The sequence below is a fragment of the Paracoccus zhouxuedongae genome, from assembly GCF_041927815.1.
GTDB lineage: Bacteria > Pseudomonadota > Alphaproteobacteria > Rhodobacterales > Rhodobacteraceae > Paracoccus.
In genome coordinates, this window is sequence record NZ_JBHFHM010000008.1 from 113,900 (window position 1) to 132,382 (window position 18,483).

Annotated in this window: 31 protein-coding genes; 1 reads left to right on the forward strand and 30 read right to left on the reverse strand. The window is 63.0% G+C overall.

From position 1 onward, the window contains the following. Nucleotides 1-8 precede the first annotated feature (8 nt). The 24 genes from ACEYYA_RS11225 to rplB all read right to left on the reverse strand — a co-directional run bounded on the left by ACEYYA_RS11225 (nt 9) and on the right by rplB (nt 13,939). Complete coding sequence (locus ACEYYA_RS11225) at nt 9-1,076, reverse strand: 2Fe-2S iron-sulfur cluster-binding protein (RefSeq protein ID WP_374800624.1); 1,068 nt, start codon at nt 1,074-1,076, stop codon at nt 9-11. 11 nt (nt 1,077-1,087) lie between these two features. Next, nucleotides 1,088-1,591, reverse strand: a complete 504-nt coding sequence (gene paaD / locus ACEYYA_RS11230) for a 1,2-phenylacetyl-CoA epoxidase subunit PaaD (RefSeq protein ID WP_374800626.1) — start codon at nt 1,589-1,591, stop codon at nt 1,088-1,090. A 1-nt stretch (nt 1,592) separates the two neighbouring features. Next, nucleotides 1,593-2,345 (reverse strand): 1,2-phenylacetyl-CoA epoxidase subunit PaaC, encoded by a 753-nt coding sequence (paaC, locus tag ACEYYA_RS11235; protein WP_374800628.1) that lies wholly within the window; start codon nt 2,343-2,345, stop codon nt 1,593-1,595. Continuing rightward, nucleotides 2,345-2,629 carry a 1,2-phenylacetyl-CoA epoxidase subunit PaaB gene (gene paaB / locus ACEYYA_RS11240; protein WP_374800630.1) on the reverse strand — a complete coding sequence of 95 codons (285 nt, stop codon included), beginning with the start codon at nt 2,627-2,629 and terminating at the stop codon, nt 2,345-2,347. Before paaB ends, paaC begins: the two co-directional genes overlap by 1 nt. Nucleotides 2,630-2,679: 50 nt before the next feature. Next, nucleotides 2,680-3,684, reverse strand: coding sequence for a 1,2-phenylacetyl-CoA epoxidase subunit PaaA (gene paaA / locus ACEYYA_RS11245; RefSeq protein ID WP_374800632.1), 1,005 nt, complete (start codon nt 3,682-3,684; stop codon nt 2,680-2,682). Nucleotides 3,685-3,696: 12 nt separating this feature from the next. Next, on the reverse strand, nt 3,697-4,902 hold the full coding sequence (pcaF, locus tag ACEYYA_RS11250; protein ID WP_374800634.1) for a 3-oxoadipyl-CoA thiolase: 1,206 nt from the start codon (nt 4,900-4,902) through the stop codon (nt 3,697-3,699). Between the two features lie 178 nt (nt 4,903-5,080). Then, nucleotides 5,081-5,515, reverse strand: a complete 435-nt coding sequence (locus ACEYYA_RS11255; RefSeq protein ID WP_374800636.1) for a GFA family protein — start codon at nt 5,513-5,515, stop codon at nt 5,081-5,083. Nucleotides 5,516-5,768: 253 nt separating this feature from the next. Next, nucleotides 5,769-5,957, reverse strand: a complete 189-nt coding sequence (rpmD, locus tag ACEYYA_RS11260) for a 50S ribosomal protein L30 (protein WP_374800638.1) — start codon at nt 5,955-5,957, stop codon at nt 5,769-5,771. A 12-nt stretch (nt 5,958-5,969) separates the two neighbouring features. After that, nucleotides 5,970-6,536, reverse strand: coding sequence for a 30S ribosomal protein S5 (gene rpsE / locus ACEYYA_RS11265; RefSeq protein ID WP_374800640.1), 567 nt, complete (start codon nt 6,534-6,536; stop codon nt 5,970-5,972). Between the two features lie 110 nt (nt 6,537-6,646). Then, the gene (gene rplR, locus ACEYYA_RS11270; protein WP_374800642.1) at nt 6,647-7,006 is read right to left on the reverse strand and encodes a 50S ribosomal protein L18; all 360 of its coding nucleotides are present in this window, start codon (nt 7,004-7,006) and stop codon (nt 6,647-6,649) included. Nucleotides 7,007-7,017: 11 nt separating this feature from the next. Further along, on the reverse strand, nt 7,018-7,551 hold the full coding sequence (gene rplF, locus ACEYYA_RS11275) for a 50S ribosomal protein L6 (protein ID WP_374800644.1): 534 nt from the start codon (nt 7,549-7,551) through the stop codon (nt 7,018-7,020). Between the two features lie 10 nt (nt 7,552-7,561). Continuing rightward, the gene (rpsH, locus tag ACEYYA_RS11280; protein ID WP_374800646.1) at nt 7,562-7,960 is read right to left on the reverse strand and encodes a 30S ribosomal protein S8; all 399 of its coding nucleotides are present in this window, start codon (nt 7,958-7,960) and stop codon (nt 7,562-7,564) included. Nucleotides 7,961-7,972: 12 nt separating this feature from the next. Further along, complete coding sequence (gene rpsN, locus ACEYYA_RS11285; RefSeq protein WP_374800648.1) at nt 7,973-8,278, reverse strand: 30S ribosomal protein S14; 306 nt, start codon at nt 8,276-8,278, stop codon at nt 7,973-7,975. A 22-nt stretch (nt 8,279-8,300) separates the two neighbouring features. Then, a complete protein-coding gene (rplE, locus tag ACEYYA_RS11290; protein WP_374800650.1) occupies nt 8,301-8,861 on the reverse strand; it encodes a 50S ribosomal protein L5 in 561 nt (186 codons plus the stop codon). Then, nucleotides 8,861-9,166 carry a 50S ribosomal protein L24 gene (gene rplX / locus ACEYYA_RS11295; RefSeq protein ID WP_374800652.1) on the reverse strand — a complete coding sequence of 102 codons (306 nt, stop codon included), beginning with the start codon at nt 9,164-9,166 and terminating at the stop codon, nt 8,861-8,863. The genes rplE and rplX overlap by 1 nt, the downstream gene beginning before the upstream one ends. Further along, nucleotides 9,166-9,534, reverse strand: coding sequence for a 50S ribosomal protein L14 (rplN, locus tag ACEYYA_RS11300; protein WP_374800654.1), 369 nt, complete (start codon nt 9,532-9,534; stop codon nt 9,166-9,168). Before rplN ends, rplX begins: the two co-directional genes overlap by 1 nt. Nucleotides 9,535-9,598: 64 nt before the next feature. After that, on the reverse strand, nt 9,599-9,838 hold the full coding sequence (gene rpsQ, locus ACEYYA_RS11305; RefSeq protein WP_374800656.1) for a 30S ribosomal protein S17: 240 nt from the start codon (nt 9,836-9,838) through the stop codon (nt 9,599-9,601). Nucleotides 9,839-9,850: 12 nt separating this feature from the next. Continuing rightward, nucleotides 9,851-10,066 (reverse strand): 50S ribosomal protein L29, encoded by a 216-nt coding sequence (rpmC, locus tag ACEYYA_RS11310; protein ID WP_374800658.1) that lies wholly within the window; start codon nt 10,064-10,066, stop codon nt 9,851-9,853. Between the two features lie 229 nt (nt 10,067-10,295). Continuing rightward, nucleotides 10,296-11,075, reverse strand: coding sequence for a copper resistance protein NlpE (locus tag ACEYYA_RS11315; RefSeq protein ID WP_374800660.1), 780 nt, complete (start codon nt 11,073-11,075; stop codon nt 10,296-10,298). Nucleotides 11,076-11,262: 187 nt separating this feature from the next. After that, a complete protein-coding gene (rplP, locus tag ACEYYA_RS11320; protein ID WP_374800662.1) occupies nt 11,263-11,676 on the reverse strand; it encodes a 50S ribosomal protein L16 in 414 nt (137 codons plus the stop codon). A gap of 15 nt (nt 11,677-11,691) precedes the next feature. Then, nucleotides 11,692-12,423, reverse strand: coding sequence for a 30S ribosomal protein S3 (gene rpsC / locus ACEYYA_RS11325; protein ID WP_374800664.1), 732 nt, complete (start codon nt 12,421-12,423; stop codon nt 11,692-11,694). Next, entirely contained in the window at nt 12,423-12,815 is a 393-nt protein-coding gene (gene rplV, locus ACEYYA_RS11330) for a 50S ribosomal protein L22 (RefSeq protein ID WP_374800666.1), read from the reverse strand. Before rplV ends, rpsC begins: the two co-directional genes overlap by 1 nt. Before the next feature lie 5 nt (nt 12,816-12,820). Then, on the reverse strand, nt 12,821-13,099 hold the full coding sequence (rpsS, locus tag ACEYYA_RS11335) for a 30S ribosomal protein S19 (RefSeq protein ID WP_374800668.1): 279 nt from the start codon (nt 13,097-13,099) through the stop codon (nt 12,821-12,823). Nucleotides 13,100-13,102: 3 nt separating this feature from the next. Then, nucleotides 13,103-13,939: a 50S ribosomal protein L2 gene (gene rplB, locus ACEYYA_RS11340; RefSeq protein ID WP_374800670.1), complete on the reverse strand. Its 837-nt coding sequence runs from the start codon at nt 13,937-13,939 to the stop codon at nt 13,103-13,105. Nucleotides 13,940-14,177: 238 nt separating this feature from the next. On the opposite strand from rplB, the gene ACEYYA_RS11345 reads away from it, so the two are divergent. Further along, a complete protein-coding gene (locus tag ACEYYA_RS11345; protein ID WP_374800672.1) occupies nt 14,178-14,642 on the forward strand; it encodes an NUDIX domain-containing protein in 465 nt (154 codons plus the stop codon). A 93-nt stretch (nt 14,643-14,735) separates the two neighbouring features. Here ACEYYA_RS11345 and ACEYYA_RS11350 read toward each other — a convergent pair whose 3' ends face one another. The 6 genes from ACEYYA_RS11350 to ACEYYA_RS11375 form a co-directional block, all read right to left on the reverse strand. After that, on the reverse strand, nt 14,736-15,032 hold the full coding sequence (locus tag ACEYYA_RS11350) for a 50S ribosomal protein L23 (protein ID WP_374800674.1): 297 nt from the start codon (nt 15,030-15,032) through the stop codon (nt 14,736-14,738). After that, a complete protein-coding gene (gene rplD, locus ACEYYA_RS11355) occupies nt 15,029-15,649 on the reverse strand; it encodes a 50S ribosomal protein L4 (protein ID WP_374800676.1) in 621 nt (206 codons plus the stop codon). The genes ACEYYA_RS11350 and rplD overlap by 4 nt, the downstream gene beginning before the upstream one ends. Beyond that, nucleotides 15,646-16,485 (reverse strand): 50S ribosomal protein L3, encoded by an 840-nt coding sequence (rplC, locus tag ACEYYA_RS11360; protein ID WP_374800678.1) that lies wholly within the window; start codon nt 16,483-16,485, stop codon nt 15,646-15,648. The genes rplD and rplC overlap by 4 nt, the downstream gene beginning before the upstream one ends. Before the next feature lie 10 nt (nt 16,486-16,495). Then, a complete protein-coding gene (rpsJ, locus tag ACEYYA_RS11365) occupies nt 16,496-16,804 on the reverse strand; it encodes a 30S ribosomal protein S10 (protein ID WP_071469578.1) in 309 nt (102 codons plus the stop codon). Nucleotides 16,805-17,011: 207 nt separating this feature from the next. Next, complete coding sequence (locus ACEYYA_RS11370) at nt 17,012-17,596, reverse strand: hypothetical protein (protein WP_374800681.1); 585 nt, start codon at nt 17,594-17,596, stop codon at nt 17,012-17,014. A 197-nt stretch (nt 17,597-17,793) separates the two neighbouring features. Continuing rightward, on the reverse strand, nt 17,794-18,483 hold a 690-nt coding region (locus ACEYYA_RS11375; RefSeq protein WP_374800683.1), incomplete at its 5' end, for an EF-Tu C-terminal domain-related protein.

An 18,483-nucleotide genomic window follows, 5' to 3' on the forward strand; every position in this document is an offset into this window, starting at 1 on the left:
GCAGCCCCCTATTCGTCGAAGGTGACGACAAGTTTGTCGGTCAGCGGGAAGCACTGGCAGGTCAGGATGTAGCCCGCGCGCACCTCGTAATCCTCGAGCGCGTGGTTGGTGACCATCTCGACCTCGCCTTCGATCACGCGGGCGCGGCAGGTCGAACAGACCCCGGCCTTGCAGGCATAGGGCGCGTCAAGCGCAGCATCGAGCGCGGCCTCCAGGACGGTCTGGCCCTGCTTCGGCATCTTGAAGCTGCGGGTGGTGCCATCCAGCGTGACGGTGGTGTCGCAGGTGGCAGCGCTGCCCTGCGCCGCGGATTGGCGGCGTTCGGCCAGACGGCCCGGTTGCGCACTGGCGAACAGTTCGAACTTGATCTGGGCATCGTCCAGCCCGGCATCCTTCAGCGCCCTGGCGATGGCCAGCATCATCGGCTCGGGGCCACAGATGAAGGCCATGTCGGTCGCCTTGATGTCGATCCAGCCCTCGTTGAACAGCGTCGCGCATTTCGCGGCGTCGATGCGGCCGGTGAACAGGTCGATGTCCTGCGCGTCGGATTCAAGGATATGGATGACCGAGAACCGCCCCAGATGGGTGTTCTTCAGATCCTCGATTTCCTCGCGCAGCATGATCGTGTTGATCTGGCGGTTGGCATAGACCAGCGTCGCGGTGGACTGCGGTTCGCGCGCCAGCACCGTCTTGATGATCGACAGGATCGGCGTGATCCCCGAGCCACCCGCAAAGAACAGATAGCCGCGCGCCGATGACGGGTCGATGGGCGCGTGGAAATGGCCCATCGGCGGCATCGCCTCCAGCACGTCGCCGGGGCGCAGGCTGTCGTTGGCCCAGCCGGAAAACGCCCCGCCCTCGACGCGGCGGATGCCGACCCGCAGGGTGCCGTCGTCCAGGCCAGAGCAGATCGAATACGACCGGCGCAGCTCCTGACCGTCGAATGCGCGGCGGAAGGTCAGGTATTGGCCTTGGGTAAAGGTAAAGTCCCCGTCCTGCGGGGTCAGCGTCACGATCACCGAATCGCGCGTATCATGGGTGACATCGGTGACGGTCAAGGGGTGGAAACGGGCCATCGGGCGACCTTTCAGATGCATTTGAAATAGTCGAAGGGTTCCAGGCAGGTCTTGCAGCGATATTGCGCCTTGCACGGCGTTGACCCGAACTGGCTGATCTTTTCGGTATCGGCTGACCCGCAGCGCGGGCAGGCGATGGTCATGTTATGCCCCGCCAACGCCCCGGCGCGGGCATGGCCGGTGGCGGCGGTGCCGTCGATGGGCGGCGCGATGCCATAGGCGCGCAGCTTGTCGCGGCCCTCGGGTGTGATCCAGTCGGTCGTCCAGGGCGGCGACAGGCGACGGTCCAGCCGCAGGTCGGTGATTCCGTTGGCCCGCAGCGCGGTTTCGATATCCAGGTTGATGACGCCGGTCGCGGGGCAGCCCGAATAGGTGGGGGTCACGGTCACGACCAGCGTGTCGCCGTCATAGCCGACGTCGCGTATGATCCCCAGATCGGTCAGGCTGATGACCGGAATCTCGGGGTCGGGCACCTGCCCCAACCACGCCCAGACCTGTTCGACCGGGGCGCGCATTCTACCAGGTCAGCCCCGGATAGGCGCGTTGCAGGAACTGCATGTCGGCCAGAATATAGCCCAGGGCCTCGGTATGGATGCCCGACTTGCCGCCCTTGTGCTGATAGCTGCCCGCAGGTTTGGCCAGCGTGGCCTGCGCCAGCGTGGCATCGACGATCGCATCCCAGCCCGGCTTCAGACTGGCGGGGTCGGGGGCAATGCCTGCCTCGGCCAGTTCGGCATCGCCGGTGGCGGGCATGAACATCTCGCCAGTATAGGGCCAAAGGTCGTCCAAGGCCTCTTGCATGCGGCGGTGGCTTTCATCGCTGCCATCGCCCAGACGCACCACCAGATCGCGCGATCGGTCCAGGTGATAGGCGACCTCTTTCGCGGCCTTGGCGGCGATCTCGGCCACGCGCGCGTCGGAGGAGTTGACCAGCTCGGCCAGCAGCACATGCTGGAAGGCATCGAACAGGAACTGCCGCATCAGCGTCTTGCCAAAGTCGCCGTTCGGGCGTTCGACCAGCAGCACGTTGCGAAAGGCGGCCACGTCACGCAGATAGGCCAGGTCGTCGGCGCTGCGCCCTGCCCCCTCGACCGCGCCCGCCAGACCCAGCCACAATTGCGTCTGCCCGATCAGGTCCAGCGCGGTATTGGCAAGGGCGATGTCTTCCTCAAGCACCGGGGAATGGCCGCACCATTCGCTGATCCGATGCCCCAGGATCAGCGTGTTGTCGCCGGTGCGCAGCAGAAACTGAAACAGCGCATCCGACATCACATCTTCCCCACTTCCTCGGGGATGTCGAAGAAGGTCGGGTGACGATAGACCTTGGCGTTCGACGGCTCGAACAGCGGCCCCTTGTCGCTTGGCGCACTGGCGGCGATGTCGGCGGATTTCACCACCCAGATGCTGACGCCCTCGTTGCGGCGGGTATAGACGTCGCGGGCGTGGTTGATCGCCATTTCGGCGTCGGGCGCGTGCAGGCTGCCGACGTGACGGTGGTTCAGGCCGTGCTGACCACGGATGAACACCTCCCACAGGGGCCATTGGCTAGACATCGGGTTTCCTCCCCCCAAGTGACTCTGTGCGGGCCGAGCGGCCCGGCCTTTTATTCTGCGGCCATGCGGCGCGCGGCGGCTTTTTCGGCATGGGCCATCAGCCCGTCGCGGAACCAGGCGCCGTCCTCCCACGCCTTGACGCGGGCGCCCAGGCGTTCCTTGTTGCAGGGACCGTTGCCCTTGATGACCTGAAAGAACTCGGACCAGTCGGGGTCGCTGAAGTCATAGCCGCCCTTGCCGTCGTTCTTGTCGGGATTCCAGGCCAGCTTGTCGTCCGGGATCGTCAGGCCCAGATAGTCGGCCTGCGGCACGGTCTGATCCACGAACCGCTGGCGCAGGTCGTCATTGGTGTTGATCTTGATCTTCCACGCCATCGACTGCGCCGAATGCACGCTGTCCTTGTCGGATGGGCCGAACATCATCAGCGCCGGATACCAGAAGCGGTTGATCGCGTCCTGCGCCATGGCCTTTTGTTCCGGGCTGCCGGCGCACATCTTCATCATGATGTCATAGCCCTGACGCTGGTGGAAACTTTCCTCTTTGCAGATGCGGATCATGGCGCGGGAATAGGGGCCGTAGCTGGTCTTTTGCAGCTGCACCTGATTCATGATCGCCGCGCCATCAACCAGCCAGCCGACCGCGCCGATATCGGCCCAGTTCAGCGTCGGATAGTTGAAGATGCTGGAATATTTCATGTCGCCCGAATGCAGCAGGTCCAGCAGCTCATCCCGGCTGACGCCCAGCGTTTCGGCGGCACAATACAGATAAAGGCCATGCCCGGCCTCATCCTGCACCTTGGCCAGAAGGATCGCCTTGCGCTCCAGCGTAGGGGCGCGGGTGATCCAGTTGCCTTCGGGTAGCTGGCCGACGATTTCCGAATGCGCGTGCTGGCCGATCTGGCGGATCAGCGTGCGGCGGTAATCCTCGGGCATCCATTCCTTCGGCTCGATCTTTTCGCCACGGTCCACGCGGTCCTGAAAGGCGCGTTCCTGCGGCGTCATCTCATCCTTGGATTTGACGCGGTTGCTGTCGGTCTTGACCATCTGTGCATACATGATTGTCCCCCTTCAGATCCGTTCGATGATGATAGCGATGCCTTGGCCCACGCCCACGCACATCGCGCAAAGGCCATAGCGCCCGCCGGTGCGCTGCAACTGATAAAGCGCCGTGGTGACCAGACGCGCCCCCGACATGCCCAGCGGATGCCCAAGGGCAATCGCGCCACCGTTCGGGTTCACCCTCGCATCGTCATCGGCCAGGCCAAGGTCGCGCAGAACGGCAAGCGATTGGGCGGCGAAGGCCTCATTCAGTTCGATCACATCCATCTGGTCCAGCGTCAGGCCGGTTCGCTCCAGCACCTTGCGCACGGCGGGCACCGGGCCGATCCCCATGATGCGCGGGGCGACACCAGCGGCAGCCATCGCCACCACACGGGCGCGCGGCGTCAGCCCGTGCGCCTGCGCGGCGGCGGGGCTGGCCAGGATCAGCGCACAGGCCCCGTCATTGACGCCCGAGGCATTCGCCGCCGTCACCGTCAGATCCGGCCCGTTGACCCCCTTCAGCCGCGCCATCTGGTCGGGCGTGGTCTCAGGGCGCGGGTGCTCGTCGGTGTCGACGATTCGCGGATCGCCCTTTTTCTGCGGAATGTTGACAGGGGCGATTTCATCGGCGAACAGGCCCGCCGCCTGTGCCGCCGCCCATTTCGCCTGACTGCGCAGGGCAAAAGCATCCTGATCGGCGCGGCTGATACCCCAGTCGGCGGCAACGTTGTCGGCGGTCTGCGGCATCGAGTCGGTGCCGTGATCGGCCTTCATCCGTGGGTTCACGAAGCGCCAGCCGATCGTCGTGTCATAGACCGCATTGGCGCGGGAAAAGGCGGTGTCGGCCTTGGGCATGACGAAGGGCGCGCGGCTCATCGATTCGACGCCGCCAGCGATCACCAGATCGCAATCGCCGGCCTTGATCGCCCGCGCGGCCATGCCGACCGCATCCATGCCCGACCCGCACAGGCGGTTGACGGTGGTGCCCGGCACCTCGATCGGCAGCCCGGCCAGCAGCGCGGCCATGCGGGCGACGTTCCGGTTATCCTCGCCCGCCTGGTTGGCGCAGCCATAGATCAGGTCATCGACCGCCGACCAGTTGACGCCGGGATTGCGATCCATCAGCGCCCGCAATGGTTCGGCGGCCAGATCATCGGCGCGCACGCCCGACAAGGCCCCGCCATAGCGCCCGATGGGCGTGCGGATGGCGTCACAGATCAGGGCCTCGGTCATGCTGGCTTCCCCTCCCCTTTGGTCACCGGCGCGATCGTTTATTGACCGATCGGTCGGTCATTTATACGGCCAGAGCCGCCCATCTTGTCAAGCAAACTGTGGCAAAGCCGGGTTCCGACAACAAGAAGCCCCGGCCGCTGGGCCGGGGCATGGGGTTCACCACGGAGGGTGGGGGCGATCAGGCGCCCTTCGGCCAGGTGAAGTCGGGGCGCAGCCCCTCATAGACCGGGCGGCCGTCGTCCGGCTTGGCGTAGCCTTTCGATTCGTCCCAGAAGGCGTGATAGGTGGCTTTCGGGAAATTGGCGTCGTCATAGCCCATGACGTTCGGCACGGCGACGCGGATGCGGCCCTGCTTGTCGTCCAGCATCAACACCGCGCCGCAATCTTCGCAGATCACGATTTCCAGCGGGCCGTTGGGGTTGTCCTTGTTGAAGGGCACGCGCTTGGTCGGGCCCGAGCCGTCAACCTTGACGTCGCCATGATTGAAGAACACGACATGCGTGGTGTGCTGGCCGGTGACCGACTTGCAGACGTTGCAATGGCATTCGTGGTTGTCGATGGGATTCGCGGCGGTCACCTTATGGTGTGCGCAGCCGCCCGTATACGTGGCCATCAGAAGATCCTCCCTTGGGAAAGTCCGCGCCCGGCGGGCACGGCACGCGCATATCCTATGCCGAAGCGGCGGATAAGTCAGTCATCCGAAGGGCTGAGGCGCCCGCACAACAGAGGCGGATTGCGGCGCAATGGGCGCATGTGTGGGCGCATGTGTGGGGGCGTTTGCGGGGGTAAAACGCGGGCGGCAGGACGCGGCGCAACACCGGCTTGCCACAAAGACAAGGGCCGGGGTTTCCCCCGGCCCGCTGTTCTTACTTCTCGTCGACGATCTGAACCAGATGCGGGATCTTGGCGATCATGCCGCGAACCGCCGGGGAATCTTCCAGCTCGCGCGTGCGGTGCATCTTGTTCAGGCCCAGGCCGATCAGCGTCTGGCGCTGGATCTCGGGGCGGCGGATCGGCGAACCGACCTGCTTCACAGTGATGGTTTTCTTGGCCATGCTCCGGTCTCCTTACGCTTCGACGGCTTCTTCGGCCGGCTTGGCGTCCGATTTCAGGATGTCGCCCACCTTCTTGCCGCGACGGGCGGCGACCTGGCGGGGCGAGGCCTCTTTCTTCAGGCCGTCGATGGTGGCGCGGATCATGTTGTAGGGGTTCTGCGACCCCAGCGACTTGGCCACGACATCCTGGACGCCCAGCATCTCGAACACGGCGCGCATCGGACCACCGGCGATGATCCCGGTCCCCGCGACGGCGGTGCGCATCACGACCTTGCCGGCGCCGTGGCGGCCTTCGATGTCGTGGTGCAGGGTGCGGCCATCGCGCAGCGGCACGCGGACCAGGCTGCGCTTCGCCTGCTCGGTGGCCTTGCGGATCGCCTCGGGCACTTCCTTCGCCTTGCCCTTGCCGAAGCCGACGCGGCCACGCTGGTCACCAACAACGACCAGAGCCGCAAAGCCAAAGCGCTTGCCGCCCTTGACGGTTTTCGACACGCGGTTGATCGCAACCAGACGATCGGCGAATTCCGGGGTTTCCTCGCGCTCTTCGCGGCGGCCCCGGCGGTTGTCACGTTCTGCCATACGGCATTCCTTTCAAGTTGGCGCAAGCGGCGCCGATTTTGTCCAATCCTGGTGGGCGGCACGGGTGCCGCCCCCGGATCATCGGGGTGGCGTCGCCGCCACCCACCACGTCAGAACTTCAGCCCGCCTTCGCGCGCCGCATCCGCCAGGGCCTTGATCTTGCCGTGGAAGATGAAACCGCCACGGTCGAAGACGACATCCTCGACCCCGGCCTTCTTGGCCCGCTCGGCGATGGTGGCGCCGATCTTGGCGGCCGCCTCGACGTTGTTCTTGCCGACGAAGCCCAGATCCTTTTCCAGGGTCGAGGCCGCAGCCAGCGTCTTGCCGGCCACGTCGTCGATCAGCTGGACGCTGATGTTCTTCGACGACCGATGCACGGACAGCCGCGGACGGCCATTCGACATCGCCTTCAGTTTGTTGCGAACGCGCAGGCGGCGCTTCGCAAACAGCTCTTGCTTTTTCAGTGCCATTGTCGCGCCCCTTACTTCTTCTTGCCTTCCTTGCGGAAGATGAACTCGCCCTTATAGCGGATGCCTTTGCCCTTGTAGGGCTCGGGCTTGCGCCATTCGCGGATGTTCGCGGCCACCTGGCCGACCTGCTGTTCGTCGATGCCTTCAACGACGATTTCGGTCTGCTTGGGGGCGGTCACGGTGACACCCTGGGGCACCTCGAAGTTGACTTCGTGGCTATAGCCCAGCGACAGCTTCAGCACGTTGCCGTTCATCGCAGCGCGGTAACCGACGCCCTGGATTTCCAGCTCTTTCTTGAAGCCTTCCGACACGCCGACGGTCAGGTTCTCGATCATCGACCGCGACATGCCCCATTGCTGGCGCGCGCGCTTGGACGTGCCGCGCGGGGTGACGGTGATCGCACCGTCCTCCATCGCCAGCGTCACATCGTCGGTGGCGGTAAAGCTGCGGGTGCCTCTCGGCCCTTTCACTTCGACCGTCTGGCCCTTGATTTCGGCACTCACACCCTTGGGAAGGGCGACCGGTTTCTTACCAATCCGAGACATTGTCCCCTCCTTAGAACACGGTGCAGAGAACTTCGCCGCCGACATTGGCGTTGCGAGCGTTCGCATCGGTCATCACGCCCTTGGGGGTCGACACGATCGACAGACCCAGGCCGTTGCGAACCGACGGGATTTCCTTGACCGAGGCATAGACGCGGCGACCGGGGGTCGAGACGCGCTTCAGCTCACGGATGACGGGGGTGCCTTCAAAGTACTTCAGGCTGATTTCCAGCGCCGGATGGCCATCGGCCCCGGTCACGGCTTCATAGCCGCGGATATAGCCTTCGTCTTTCAGCACATCCAGAACCCAGGCGCGCAGCTTGCTGGCCGGGGTGCGGACGGTGGATTTGCCACGCAGCGAAGCGTTGCGGATGCGGGTCAGCATATCGCCGAGGGGATCGTTCATCGCCATGATGCGTTCTCCTTACCAGCTCGACTTGACCATGCCCGGGATCTGGCCGAACGAGGCCAGTTCACGCAGCATGATCCGCGACAGTTTCAGTTTGCGATAGTAGGCGTGCGGACGACCGGTCAGCTGGCAGCGGTTGTGCAGACGCACAGCACTGCTGTTGCGCGGCAGTTCCGCCAGCTTCATCGTCGCCTTGAAACGCTCTTCCATCGGCTTGGACTGATCTTCGATGACCGCTTTCAGGGCGGCACGCTTGGCGGCATATTTCTGCACCAGGCGGGCGCGCTTCTTTTCGCGTTCAACCATGGAAACTTTGGCCATTGGTGTCTTTTCCTTCCCGCGCTCAGCTATTGAAGGGCATGTTGAACAGCTTCAACAGCGCCTTGGCTTCCGCGTCGGTTTTCGCGGTGGTGCAGATGATGATGTCCATACCCAGAACCTCGTCGACCTTGTCGAAGTCGATTTCCGGGAAGACGATGTGTTCCTTCAGGCCCATGGCATAGTTGCCACGACCGTCGAAGGCCGTGCCCTTGACGCCACGGAAGTCACGCACGCGCGGCAGCGCGATGGTGATCAGACGGTCCAGGAATTCATACATCCGGTCGCCACGCAGGGTGACTTTGGTGCCCAGCGGCATTTCCTCACGGACGCGGAAGCCGGCGATCGACTTCTTGGCCTTGGTGATGACTGCCTTCTGGCCGGCAATCCGCGACAGTTCGTCGGCGGCCTGCTTGACCTTCTTGGTGTCCTTGACGGCTTCGCCGACGCCCATGTTCAGGACGATCTTGTCCAGGCGCGGGATCTGCATGTCGTTGGAATAGCCGAATTCTTCCTTCAGCGCCGCACGGATGCGGGCCTTGTAGTCGGCTTTCAGGCGCGGGGTGTAGTTCGCTTGGTCCAGCATTAGATCGCATCCCCCGTGGTCTTGGCGAAGCGCACCTTCTTGTCGTCTTCCATGCGGAAGCCGACGCGGGTGGGTTTGCCGTTCTTGTCCAGCAGCGCCAGGTTCGACAGGTCGATCGGCATCGCCTTCGACACGCGGCCGCCCTGGGTGGTCTGGGTCTGACGCTGGTGACGGATGGCCATGTTCACGCCATCGACCACCGCCTTGTTGTCCTTCGGCATGACCGCCGAAATCTCACCGGTCTTGCCCTTGTCCTTGCCGGCCAGGACGACGACCTTGTCGCCTTTCTTCAGCTTGGCAGCCATTACAGCACCTCCGGGGCAAGCGAGATGATCTTCATGAAGTTCTTGGCCCGCAGCTCGCGCACGACCGGCCCGAAGATGCGGGTGCCGACCGGTTCGCCCTGGTTGTTCAGGATGACGGCGGCGTTGCGGTCGAAACGGATCGAGGTGCCGTCTTCACGGCGAACGTCCTTGGCGGTGCGAACGACGACGGCCTTGCGGACGTCACCTTTCTTCACACGGCCTTTCGGAATCGCCTCTTTCACCGACACCACGATGATGTCGCCGACCGAGGCGTAACGGCGGTGCGAACCGCCCAGAACCTTGATGCACTGCACCCGGCGCGCGCCGGAGTTGTCAGCAACATCCAGATTGGTCTGCATCTGGATCATAGGGTTACTCCCGACCTTTGGGGACAGCCGATGCGGGCAGCCCCAGGGTTTCGATCAAACTGGGTCAGGCCGACGTATCGACCAGAACTTCCCAGCGTTTCGTCTTCGAGATCGGCGCACATTCGACGATGCGAACGCTGTCACCGACCTTGAATTGGTTCTGCGCGTCATGCGCACGGTATTTCTTCGACTTCCGCACGGTCTTTTGCAGCAGCGGGTGCTTGAAGCGGCGCTCGACCAGAACGGTGATGGTCTGGTCGTTCTTGTCCGAGGTGACGGTGCCCTGCAGGATACGTTTCGGCATTCTCAGGCCCCCTTACTTCGCGTCGGACATGATGGCGGCCTCGGCGGCCTTCTGGTTCAGCACCGTCTTGATGCGGGCGACGTCACGGCGGACGACGCGCATGCGGGCGGTGTTCTCAAGCTGGCCGGTGGCCTGCTGGAAGCGCAGGTTGAAGGCTTCTTTCTTCAGCGCAACCAGCTGATCCTTCAGCTGGTCGGGCGTCTTGGTCGACAATTCCTTGGCGTTCATCCGCCTTTTCCTTTCAACATCACCGGCAGGCCCCTGCAACACAGGGAAACCCTGATTCCGGTGGAGTTCGCAACGAAGGCTTGCCCATAGCCGGGCTGGCCGCCTTTGGCAAGGGAAATCCGCCAATGGCGGGGGCGGCGCCAGTTTCCGCAGCCGGGCCAAGACCGCGCGACAACGCCAGACGCAAACGGGGCCGCGCAATGGCGGCCCCGTCAGCACTTTCGGCAGATCAGTGGCAGAACGCCTGCGCGGCCTGGGTCACCACATCGGTGTCACGCTCGCCGTCCATGGGCAGGTCGATCCAGGTGTCGCCATTATTGGTGACTTCCTCGATCTTCTTGCCCTTCGCGTCATCCTCGCTGAAATAGGCGACGGTCGGCATCGCATAGACATTCTTGGTGCAGTTGATGTCGAAGGTCGCGGTCAGCGACTTGTGACCGGCTTCGGTCGGAAACTCGAGGTTCATCAGCGCGTCAAAGGCGACGTGACGATCTTTGGTGGCTTCCATTTCCGACTGCACCAGCGTGTTCGGCATCACCGTCAGATTGGCACCGCCACCGATGAACTTGGCGCCGTTCTTCGTCGCCTCATCCACGGTCGGGGCGGCCGGCATCTCGGCGTAGCTGGCCGGAACGATGGTCTGCGCCAGCACATATTTGTCGTCGCCCGGCTTGCCATCGGCATCCAGCTGGATCAGTTGATGTTCGCTGACCAGATAGGCGCGCTTGTCCTCGTCATCCAGGGTGATGGTGTTGCCATCCTTGCCCCAGGTGAACGTGCCGTCCTCGACGAACTCGCCATCCTTTTCGCCCAGATAGGTCTCGACGATCTGATAGGTGTTGTCGTCACCCAGCAGAATCACGGTCTGGATACCTTCGCAGCTTGCGCAGGGCAGCACGCCTTCATAGCGGCCGGCCCAGTCAAGGGCAGTGCGGGCGCTGTCGGCCATGGCGATCATCGGCATCAGGGCAACGCCCGCGGCCAGGGTGAAACGGGTCAATTTGGTCATCTGGTCGATCTCCCGAACCAAGTTGTTTAGCTGGCGTCACTATAGCCGCGCGGCCGGCCTCGGCAATTCACGTTGCTGACAGGCGGTTGAGGGCCGCATCCATCAAAACTGGATGGTCTCGACCGTTTCATGACAAAACCCCCGCCACAGGGGCGGGGGCTTCTGATCTTGTCGGAAGAACTGGGGATTACCAGTCTTCGCGGGCCACGATGCGGGTGGTGACCGGCAGCTTCATAGCGCCCAGACGCAGGGCTTCACGCGCGATGTCTTCGGCAACGCCGTCGATCTCGAACATGATCCGGCCGGGATGGACGCGGGCGGCCCAATAGTCGACCGAGCCTTTACCCTTACCCATACGCACTTCGGTCGGCTTCGACGAGACCGGCAGGTCCGGGAAAATCCGGATCCAGACGCGGCCCTGGCGCTTCATGTGGCGGGTGATCGCGCGGCGGGCCGCTTCGATCTGGCGGGCGGTGACGCGCTCCGGCTCGGTCGCCTTCAGGGCGAAGGAACCGAAGTTCAGCAGAAAGCCGCCCTTCGCTTCGCCGTGGATGCGGCCTTTGTGCGCCTTGCGGAACTTCGTCCGTTTCGGTTGCAGCATTTACGTTACTCCTTCTCAGCGCGCGTCACGGTCGCCACGATCGCGGCGAGGGCCGCGCGGGGCGCCGGACGGACCGTCCTGCGCCTCGGCGGCGCGACGGTCACGGGCCTGCGGATCATGTTCCATGATCTCGCCTTTGAAGATCCAGACCTTGATGCCGATGATCCCATAGGGGGTCATGGCCTCGTCCAGCGCATAGTCGATGTCGGCGCGCAGGGTGTGCAGCGGCACGCGGCCTTCGCGATACCACTCGGTCCGCGCGATCTCGGCGCCACCCAGACGGCCAGCGACGTTGACGCGGATACCCAGGGCACCCATACGCATGGCGTTCTGCACCGCGCGCTTCATGGCGCGACGGAACGACACGCGACGCTCAAGCTGCTGGGCGATCGATTCCGCCACCAGCTGCGCGTCCAGTTCCGGCTTGCGGACCTCGACGATGTTCAGGTGCAGCTCGCTGTCGGTGAAGTTCGCCAGCTTCTTGCGCAGGGTTTCAATATCGGCGCCTTTCTTGCCGATGATGACACCCGGACGCGCGGCATGGATCGTGACGCGGCACTTCTTGTGCGGACGTTCGATGATGACGCGGCTGATGCCGGCCTGCTTGGCTTCTTCATGGATGAAGTCGCGCATCTTCAGGTCTTCCAGCAACAGGTTGCCGTATTCCTTGTTGTCGGCGAACCAGCGGCTGTCCCAGGTGCGGTTGACCTGGAGGCGCATCCCGATGGGGTTAACCTTCTGTCCCATTACGCATTCCCCTCAGCACGGGCCTCGACCTGGCGCACCTTGATGGTGATTTCCGAAAACGGCTTCATGATCTTGCCGAACCGGCCACGGGCACGCGGACGGCCACGCTTCATCACCAGGTTCTTGCCGACCCAGGCTTCGGCGACGACAAGGCTGTCGACGTCAAGGCCGTGGTTGTTTTCAGCGTTGGCAATGGCCGATTGCAGGCATTTCTTCACATCGCCAGCGATGCGGCGCTTGCTGAAGGTCAGGTCCGACAGGGCCTTTTCCACCTTCTTGCCACGGATCATGGCGGCGACCAGATTAAGCTTCTGCGGGCTGGTGCGCAGCATCTTGGTCTTGGCCATCGCCTCGTTATCCGCCACGCGGCGCGGATTTTGTTCCTTACCCATGACGCTTACTTCCTCTTCGCTTTCTTGTCGGCGGCGTGACCGTAATAGGTCCGCGTCGGCGAATATTCACCGAACTTCTGGCCGATCATTTCTTCGGTCACGTTGACCGGAATGTGCTTCTGACCATTGTAGACGGCAAAGGTCAGGCCGACGAATTGCGGCAGGATCGTCGAGCGACGCGACCAGATCTTGATGACGTCCGACTTGCCGGATTCGCGCGCCTTTTCTGCCTTCTTCAGCAGAAACGCGTCGACGAACGGGCCTTTCCAAACAGAACGTGCCATGGATTAACGCCCCTTCTTCGCGTGACGCGACCGGACAATGTACTTGTCGGTCTTCTTGTTCTTGCGGGTCTTGTTGCCCTTGGTGCCCTTGCCCCACGGGGTGACCGGGTGACGGCCGCCCGAGGTCCGGCCCTCACCACCACCATGCGGGTGGTCGATCGGGTTCATGGCAACACCACGCACGGTCGGACGCACACCCTTGTGGCGCATACGGCCGGCCTTGCCGAAGTTCTGGTTGGAATGGTCGCTGTTGGACACGGCACCGATGGTGGCCATGCATTCCTGACGAACCATGCGCAGCTCGCCCGAGGACAGGCGGATCTGGGCATAGCCGCCGTCGCGACCGACGAACTGGGCATAGGTGCCGGCGGCGCGCGCCAGCTGGCCGCCCTTGCCCGGCTTCAGTTCGACGTTGTGAACGATCGTGCCGATCGGCATCCCGCTGAAGGGCATCGCATTGCCCGGCTTCACGTCGACCTTGGAACCGGCGACAACCTTGTCGCCAATCGCCAGGCGCTGCGGGGCCAGGATATAGGCCAGCTCGCCATCTTCATACTTGATCAGCGCGATGAAGGCGGTGCGGTTCGGATCGTATTCGATCCGCTCGACGACGCCCGCCACATCAAACTTGCGGCGCTTGAAATCCACAATGCGGTACAGGCGCTTCGCGCCACCGCCCTTGTGCCACATCGTGACGCGCCCGGTGTTGTTGCGGCCACCCGTCTTGGTCAAACCCTCGGTAAGGGCTTTGACCGGACGGCCTTTCCACAGCTCCGAACGGTCGATCAGAACCAGCCCACGCTGGCCCGGCGTCGTCGGCTTATACGACTTGAGTGCCATGCTTTCTGTCTTCCGTTGTTGGTGGCGGGTTGCCCCGCCTGTCGGTTTGTAGGACCCCGAAGGTTCCCGGATTCAAAAATCACCGGCCCCGGAACGAATCCGAGGCCGCGCGATCCGCGGCATGTAGCAGGGTTGCGGCGGGGGGGCAAGTGGGGATGGGTGGGGATATGGCCTGCCCGCGCATCGTGACGAAGCACACCACCCCGAATGAGACTGGTCGCAACCCCAAGGAGTTTCGATGCAAGATATCCCCATCCGCTGCCACGCCGTCAGCCTTGTCGCCGTCCGCGTTCTGAATGACACGAACGAAGTTCTTCTCCTCCGCCGCACCAGATCCCTGCGCGGGGAGTGGTGCCAGGTCGCAGGCACCATCGAAGCCGAAGAGACCGCGTGGGAGGCCGCCATTCGCGAACTCGCCGAGGAAACCGGCCTCTCCCCCAGTGCGCTCTTCTCAGCCGATGTCTGCGAGCAGTTCTATGAGGCGCATCTGGACGCTATCAGCATCCTTCCGGTCTTTGTCGCCTATATTGACCCGGTTGCTGCTGTCCGACTGAACGCTGAACACAGCGAATATCGCTGGGTGCCCTTTGATGAGGCCGAAAGGATGGTTCCCTTCGCGGGCCAGCGAAAGGTTCTCCGCCATGTTGAGGTCGAGTTCATGCTGCGAAACCCAAGCCAGCACCTGAGAATCGACAACTTCTGAAAGGTCAAAGACCTTTCATCCGTTCGATCAGCAGTCCAACAAACCAAAAGCCCCCGCACAATGGCGGGGGCTTTCGTCATTCTGACAGACCGATCACAGACCGGTCGACACGTCGATCGTCTGACCGTCTTCCAGCATGACATAGGCCTTTTTCACGTCGCTGCGCTGACCGGGTTGGCCGCGGAAGCGCTTGACCTTGCCTTTGGTCACGACGGTGTTCACCGCCTTGACCTTCACACCAAACAGCGCCTCGACGGCCTCTTTGATCTGCGGCTTGTTGCTGTCACGGGCGACCTCAAACACGACCGCACCGTTTTCGCTGGCCATGGTGGCCTTTTCGGTGATGATCGGCTTGCGGATCACATCGTAATGTTCGGGTTTCGCGCTCATTTCAGGCGAGCCTCCAGAGCTTCGACACCCGCCTTCGTGATCACCAGAGTGTCACGCTTCAGGATGTCATAGACATTGGCGCCCATCGTCGGCAGCACGTCGATGCCGTCGATGTTGCGCGCGGCGCGGGCGAAGCCTTCGTCAACCTCGGCACCGTCGATGACCAGAACGCGCTTCCACCCCATTTCCTTGGCCTGCTTGGCCAGGACCGAGGTTTTGGCATCCGCCATCTTCAGGTCGTCCAGGATCACCAGCGCACCGGCAGCGGCCTTGGCCGACAGGGCGTGCTTCAGACCCAGGGCGCGGACCTTCTTGGGCAGGTCATGGGCGTGGCTGCGCGGGGTCGGGCCTTTGTAGACACCACCCTTGCGGAAGATCGGCGCCTTGCGGGAACCGTGGCGGGCGCCGCCGGTGCCTTTCTGGCGATAGATCTTCTTGGTCGAATAGGACACATCCGACTTGCCCAGCGTGGAATGCGTGCCGGCCTGCGCCTTGGCGCGCTGCCAACGGACAACGCGGTGCAGGATGTCGGCGCGCGGTTCCAGACCGAAAATCGCGTCATCCAGATCGACCGAGCCGGCCTTCTTGGCGTCCAGCGAGATCACATCAAGTTTCATTCCTTGCTCTCCCCTTCGGGCGCTTCGGCAGCGGCAGCGGCTTCAGCCTCGGCAGCGGCCATGGCGGCGGCTTCAGCCTCCATCGCGGCCTTGCGGGCGGCTTCTTCCTCGGCGGCGGCGGCGGCGGCGGCTTCTTCGGCCAGACGCTGGGCTTCACGCTGCTTGGACCGGGTCGCGGCGGGCAGCATCACGTTTTCGGGCTGCGGCTTCTTCACCGCGTCCTTGATCGTGACCCAGCCACCTTTGGAACCGGGGACCGAGCCTTTGACCATGATCAGGCCGCGCTCGCTGTCGGTGCGCACGACTTGCAGGTTCTGGGTCGTCACACGGACGGCACCCAGGTGACCGGCCATCTTCTTGCCCTTGAACACCTTGCCCGGATCCTGGCACTGACCGGTCGAACCGTGCGAGCGGTGGCTGATCGACACACCGTGGCTGGCCCGCAGACCGCCAAAGTTGTGACGCTTCATCGCACCGGCAAAGCCCTTACCGATCGAGGTACCGGCGATGTCGACGAACTGGCCGGCGAAATAGTGGTCGGCGATGATTTCCTCGCCCACGCCGATCAGGTTGTCTTCCGACACGCGGAACTCGGCGATCTTGCGCTTGGGTTCCACATTCGCCTTGGCGAAGTGGCCGCGCAGACCGGCCGACACGCGCTTGGCCTTGGCAGCACCGGCGCCAAGCTGGACGGCGGTATAGCCATCCTTGTCGGCGGTGCGCTGCGCGACCACTTGCAGGTTATCCAGATGAAGAACGGTGACAGGAACCTGACGACCGTCTTCCATGAACAGCCGGGTCATGCCCAGCTTCTTGGCGATCACACCAGAACGCATGTTCGCCTCCTTAAACCTTGATCTCGACATCGACGCCAGCGGCCAGGTCGAGCTTCATCAGCGCGTCCACGGTCTGCGGGGTCGGGTCGACGATGTCCAACAGGCGCTTGTGAGTGCGGATTTCCCACTGGTCGCGCGACTTCTTGTCGATATGCGGACCACGCAGCACGGTGAACTTTTCAATCTTGTTGGGCAGCGGGATCGGGCCGCGGACCTGCGCACCGGTGCGCTTGGCCGTGTTGACGATTTCCTGGGTGCTGGCGTCCAGCACGCGGTAATCGAAGGCCTTCAGCCGGATGCGGATATTCTGACCTTGCATCAGGTGTTCCCTCAAATCAGGAGGGTTCAAGTCGAGAGGCTGACGACACCTCATGCGGCGCCAGCGTCGGACCACGTAAAAACCGCGAGGCCGCCCCGTTGCGGACGGCCACAGCAGATGCCGCCGATTCTTGCGGGACCGGCGGCGATGGGCGGGGATTAAGGGGTGCGGGGCCGGGTGTCAAGGGGTGGTGATACACAGGTTTCTCTACAGCCTGTTCCAGCCCACATCCTTTATATCGACCAAAGCGTCGCCTCTTCTCAACTCCATCAGCCCGTTGCTGACTAGCACATCAATATCCACCCTTGGAAATAGGCGTCGCATACAAGCCTGCACCTCTGCGTCGACTTTGGCCTCGGCTTCCATTACATCCAACCGAAGCAGATGCATGGCACGCATGACCGCCATACAACCGTCATGAACGTATAGTCGCGCGTTTTCTTCTCTGAAAAAGTGGTGCGCGAAGTAATCTCTTTCCTTTTTAAGTGCATTCAGGCGCGGAAAAAACTCTGATAGCGCGCCTGCCCTGTGCAAAGCTTGGAGCAGGCTTCCAAAGGTCATTGTAAAGGCTTCCCGCTCGATTGCTTCCGCTCGGTTGTGCAAGGTTCCAGTGCTTCGAATAGACCCCGAGTGGAGTTCTTGCTGGAGCCGAACGTACAGGACGAGATTATGGAGCGCCGCCTCTAGAAGCGCAAATCTGGAAAATAGCAACCCAAAGTGAGCAAGCACCTCTTTTTCCAGGACTGTACCCTCCCCCCACAATTCCGGAAACTCTTCTTCAAAGCTCTTCATAAGCGGTCCTCGCGATTGCGGCATCACCAAGCTTATGTAGCGCAGCATTATGATATTACATCAGTAACCAGTTTAGTCGCGCCAAGGCGCAGCCTGCGCGCACCCGGCCCACCCCTAGCTCACACTTAAGCGCATCTTACCCCAACGTAAAAGGCCGCCCGTTCGGGCGGCCTTTCGTTTGTCGCAATCGCGTCAGATCACGCGATGATCTTCGCCACGACGCCGGCGCCGACGGTGCGGCCGCCTTCGCGGATGGCGAAGCGCAGCTTCTCTTCCATCGCGATCGGGGCGATCAGTTCGACCTCGAACTTCAGGTTGTCGCCCGGCATCACCATCTCGGTGCCTTCCGGCAGCTTGACGGTCCCGGTCACGTCCGTGGTGCGGAAGTAGAACTGCGGGCGGTAGTTCGCGAAGAACGGCGTGTGACGGCCGCCTTCTTCCTTGGTCAGGATATAGGCCTCGGCTTCGAACTTGGTGTGCGGCTTCACCGAGCCGGGCTTGCACAGCACCTGGCCACGTTCCACGCCGTCACGATCCACGCCGCGCAGCAGCGCACCGATGTTGTCGCCAGCCTCACCGCGATCCAGCAGCTTGCGGAACATTTCCACGCCGGTGCAGGTCGACTTCTTGGTCGGGCGGATGCCGACGATTTCAACTTCGTCACCGACGTTGATCACGCCACGCTCGACCCGGCCGGTCACAACCGTGCCGCGGCCCGAGATCGAGAACACGTCTTCGATCGGCATCAGGAACGGCTGGTCAACCGCGCGCGCCGGGGTCGGGATGTAGCTGTCAACCGCCGCGATCAGCTCGCGGATCGAGTTCTCGCCGATCTCCGGGTCACGGCCTTCCATCGCCGCCAGGGCCGAGCCCTTGACGATCGGAAT

Coding starts and splice junctions, on each gene's coding strand:
- rpmC (WP_374800658.1), bottom strand. CDS start 10,066: ATGAACGCCAAGGAATTGTCGACCAAGACGCCCGACCAGCTGAAGGAT.
- rpsE (WP_374800640.1), bottom strand. CDS start 6,536: ATGGCAGAACGTGACAACCGCCGGGGCCGCCGCGAAGAGCGCGAGGAA.
- rplF (WP_374800644.1), bottom strand. CDS start 7,551: ATGTCTCGGATTGGTAAGAAACCGGTCGCCCTTCCCAAGGGTGTGAGT.
- rpsN (WP_374800648.1), bottom strand. CDS start 8,278: ATGGCCAAAGTTTCCATGGTTGAACGCGAAAAGAAGCGCGCCCGCCTG.
- rplC (WP_374800678.1), bottom strand. CDS start 16,485: ATGCGTTCTGGTGTGATCGCCAAGAAGCTGGGCATGACCCGGCTGTTC.
- ACEYYA_RS11370 (WP_374800681.1), bottom strand. CDS start 17,596: ATGAAGAGCTTTGAAGAAGAGTTTCCGGAATTGTGGGGGGAGGGTACA.
- rpsS (WP_374800668.1), bottom strand. CDS start 13,099: ATGGCACGTTCTGTTTGGAAAGGCCCGTTCGTCGACGCGTTTCTGCTG.
- rplR (WP_374800642.1), bottom strand. CDS start 7,006: ATGGCACTGAAAAAGCAAGAGCTGTTTGCGAAGCGCCGCCTGCGCGTT.
- paaB (WP_374800630.1), bottom strand. CDS start 2,629: ATGTCTAGCCAATGGCCCCTGTGGGAGGTGTTCATCCGTGGTCAGCAC.
- rplP (WP_374800662.1), bottom strand. CDS start 11,676: ATGCTGCAACCGAAACGGACGAAGTTCCGCAAGGCGCACAAAGGCCGC.
- paaC (WP_374800628.1), bottom strand. CDS start 2,345: ATGTCGGATGCGCTGTTTCAGTTTCTGCTGCGCACCGGCGACAACACG.
- rpmD (WP_374800638.1), bottom strand. CDS start 5,957: ATGGCCAAGAAAACCATCACTGTGAAGCAGGTCGGTTCGCCGATCCGC.
- ACEYYA_RS11350 (WP_374800674.1), bottom strand. CDS start 15,032: ATGAGCGCGAAACCCGAACATTACGATGTGATCCGCAAGCCGATCATC.
- rplE (WP_374800650.1), bottom strand. CDS start 8,861: ATGCTGGACCAAGCGAACTACACCCCGCGCCTGAAAGCCGACTACAAG.
- paaA (WP_374800632.1), bottom strand. CDS start 3,684: ATGTATGCACAGATGGTCAAGACCGACAGCAACCGCGTCAAATCCAAG.
- rplB (WP_374800670.1), bottom strand. CDS start 13,939: ATGGCACTCAAGTCGTATAAGCCGACGACGCCGGGCCAGCGTGGGCTG.
- rpsQ (WP_374800656.1), bottom strand. CDS start 9,838: ATGCCGAAACGTATCCTGCAGGGCACCGTCACCTCGGACAAGAACGAC.
- rpsH (WP_374800646.1), bottom strand. CDS start 7,960: ATGGCGATGAACGATCCCCTCGGCGATATGCTGACCCGCATCCGCAAC.
- ACEYYA_RS11345 (WP_374800672.1), top strand. CDS start 14,178: ATGCAAGATATCCCCATCCGCTGCCACGCCGTCAGCCTTGTCGCCGTC.
- rpsC (WP_374800664.1), bottom strand. CDS start 12,423: ATGGGACAGAAGGTTAACCCCATCGGGATGCGCCTCCAGGTCAACCGC.
- ACEYYA_RS11315 (WP_374800660.1), bottom strand. CDS start 11,075: ATGACCAAATTGACCCGTTTCACCCTGGCCGCGGGCGTTGCCCTGATG.
- rplV (WP_374800666.1), bottom strand. CDS start 12,815: ATGGGTAAGGAACAAAATCCGCGCCGCGTGGCGGATAACGAGGCGATG.
- rpsJ (WP_071469578.1), bottom strand. CDS start 16,804: ATGCAAGGTCAGAATATCCGCATCCGGCTGAAGGCCTTCGATTACCGC.
- pcaF (WP_374800634.1), bottom strand. CDS start 4,902: ATGACCGAGGCCCTGATCTGTGACGCCATCCGCACGCCCATCGGGCGC.
- rplX (WP_374800652.1), bottom strand. CDS start 9,166: ATGGCTGCCAAGCTGAAGAAAGGCGACAAGGTCGTCGTCCTGGCCGGC.
- paaD (WP_374800626.1), bottom strand. CDS start 1,591: ATGCGCGCCCCGGTCGAACAGGTCTGGGCGTGGTTGGGGCAGGTGCCC.
- ACEYYA_RS11225 (WP_374800624.1), bottom strand. CDS start 1,076: ATGGCCCGTTTCCACCCCTTGACCGTCACCGATGTCACCCATGATACG.
- rplD (WP_374800676.1), bottom strand. CDS start 15,649: ATGAAACTTGATGTGATCTCGCTGGACGCCAAGAAGGCCGGCTCGGTC.
- ACEYYA_RS11255 (WP_374800636.1), bottom strand. CDS start 5,515: ATGGCCACGTATACGGGCGGCTGCGCACACCATAAGGTGACCGCCGCG.
- rplN (WP_374800654.1), bottom strand. CDS start 9,534: ATGATCCAGATGCAGACCAATCTGGATGTTGCTGACAACTCCGGCGCG.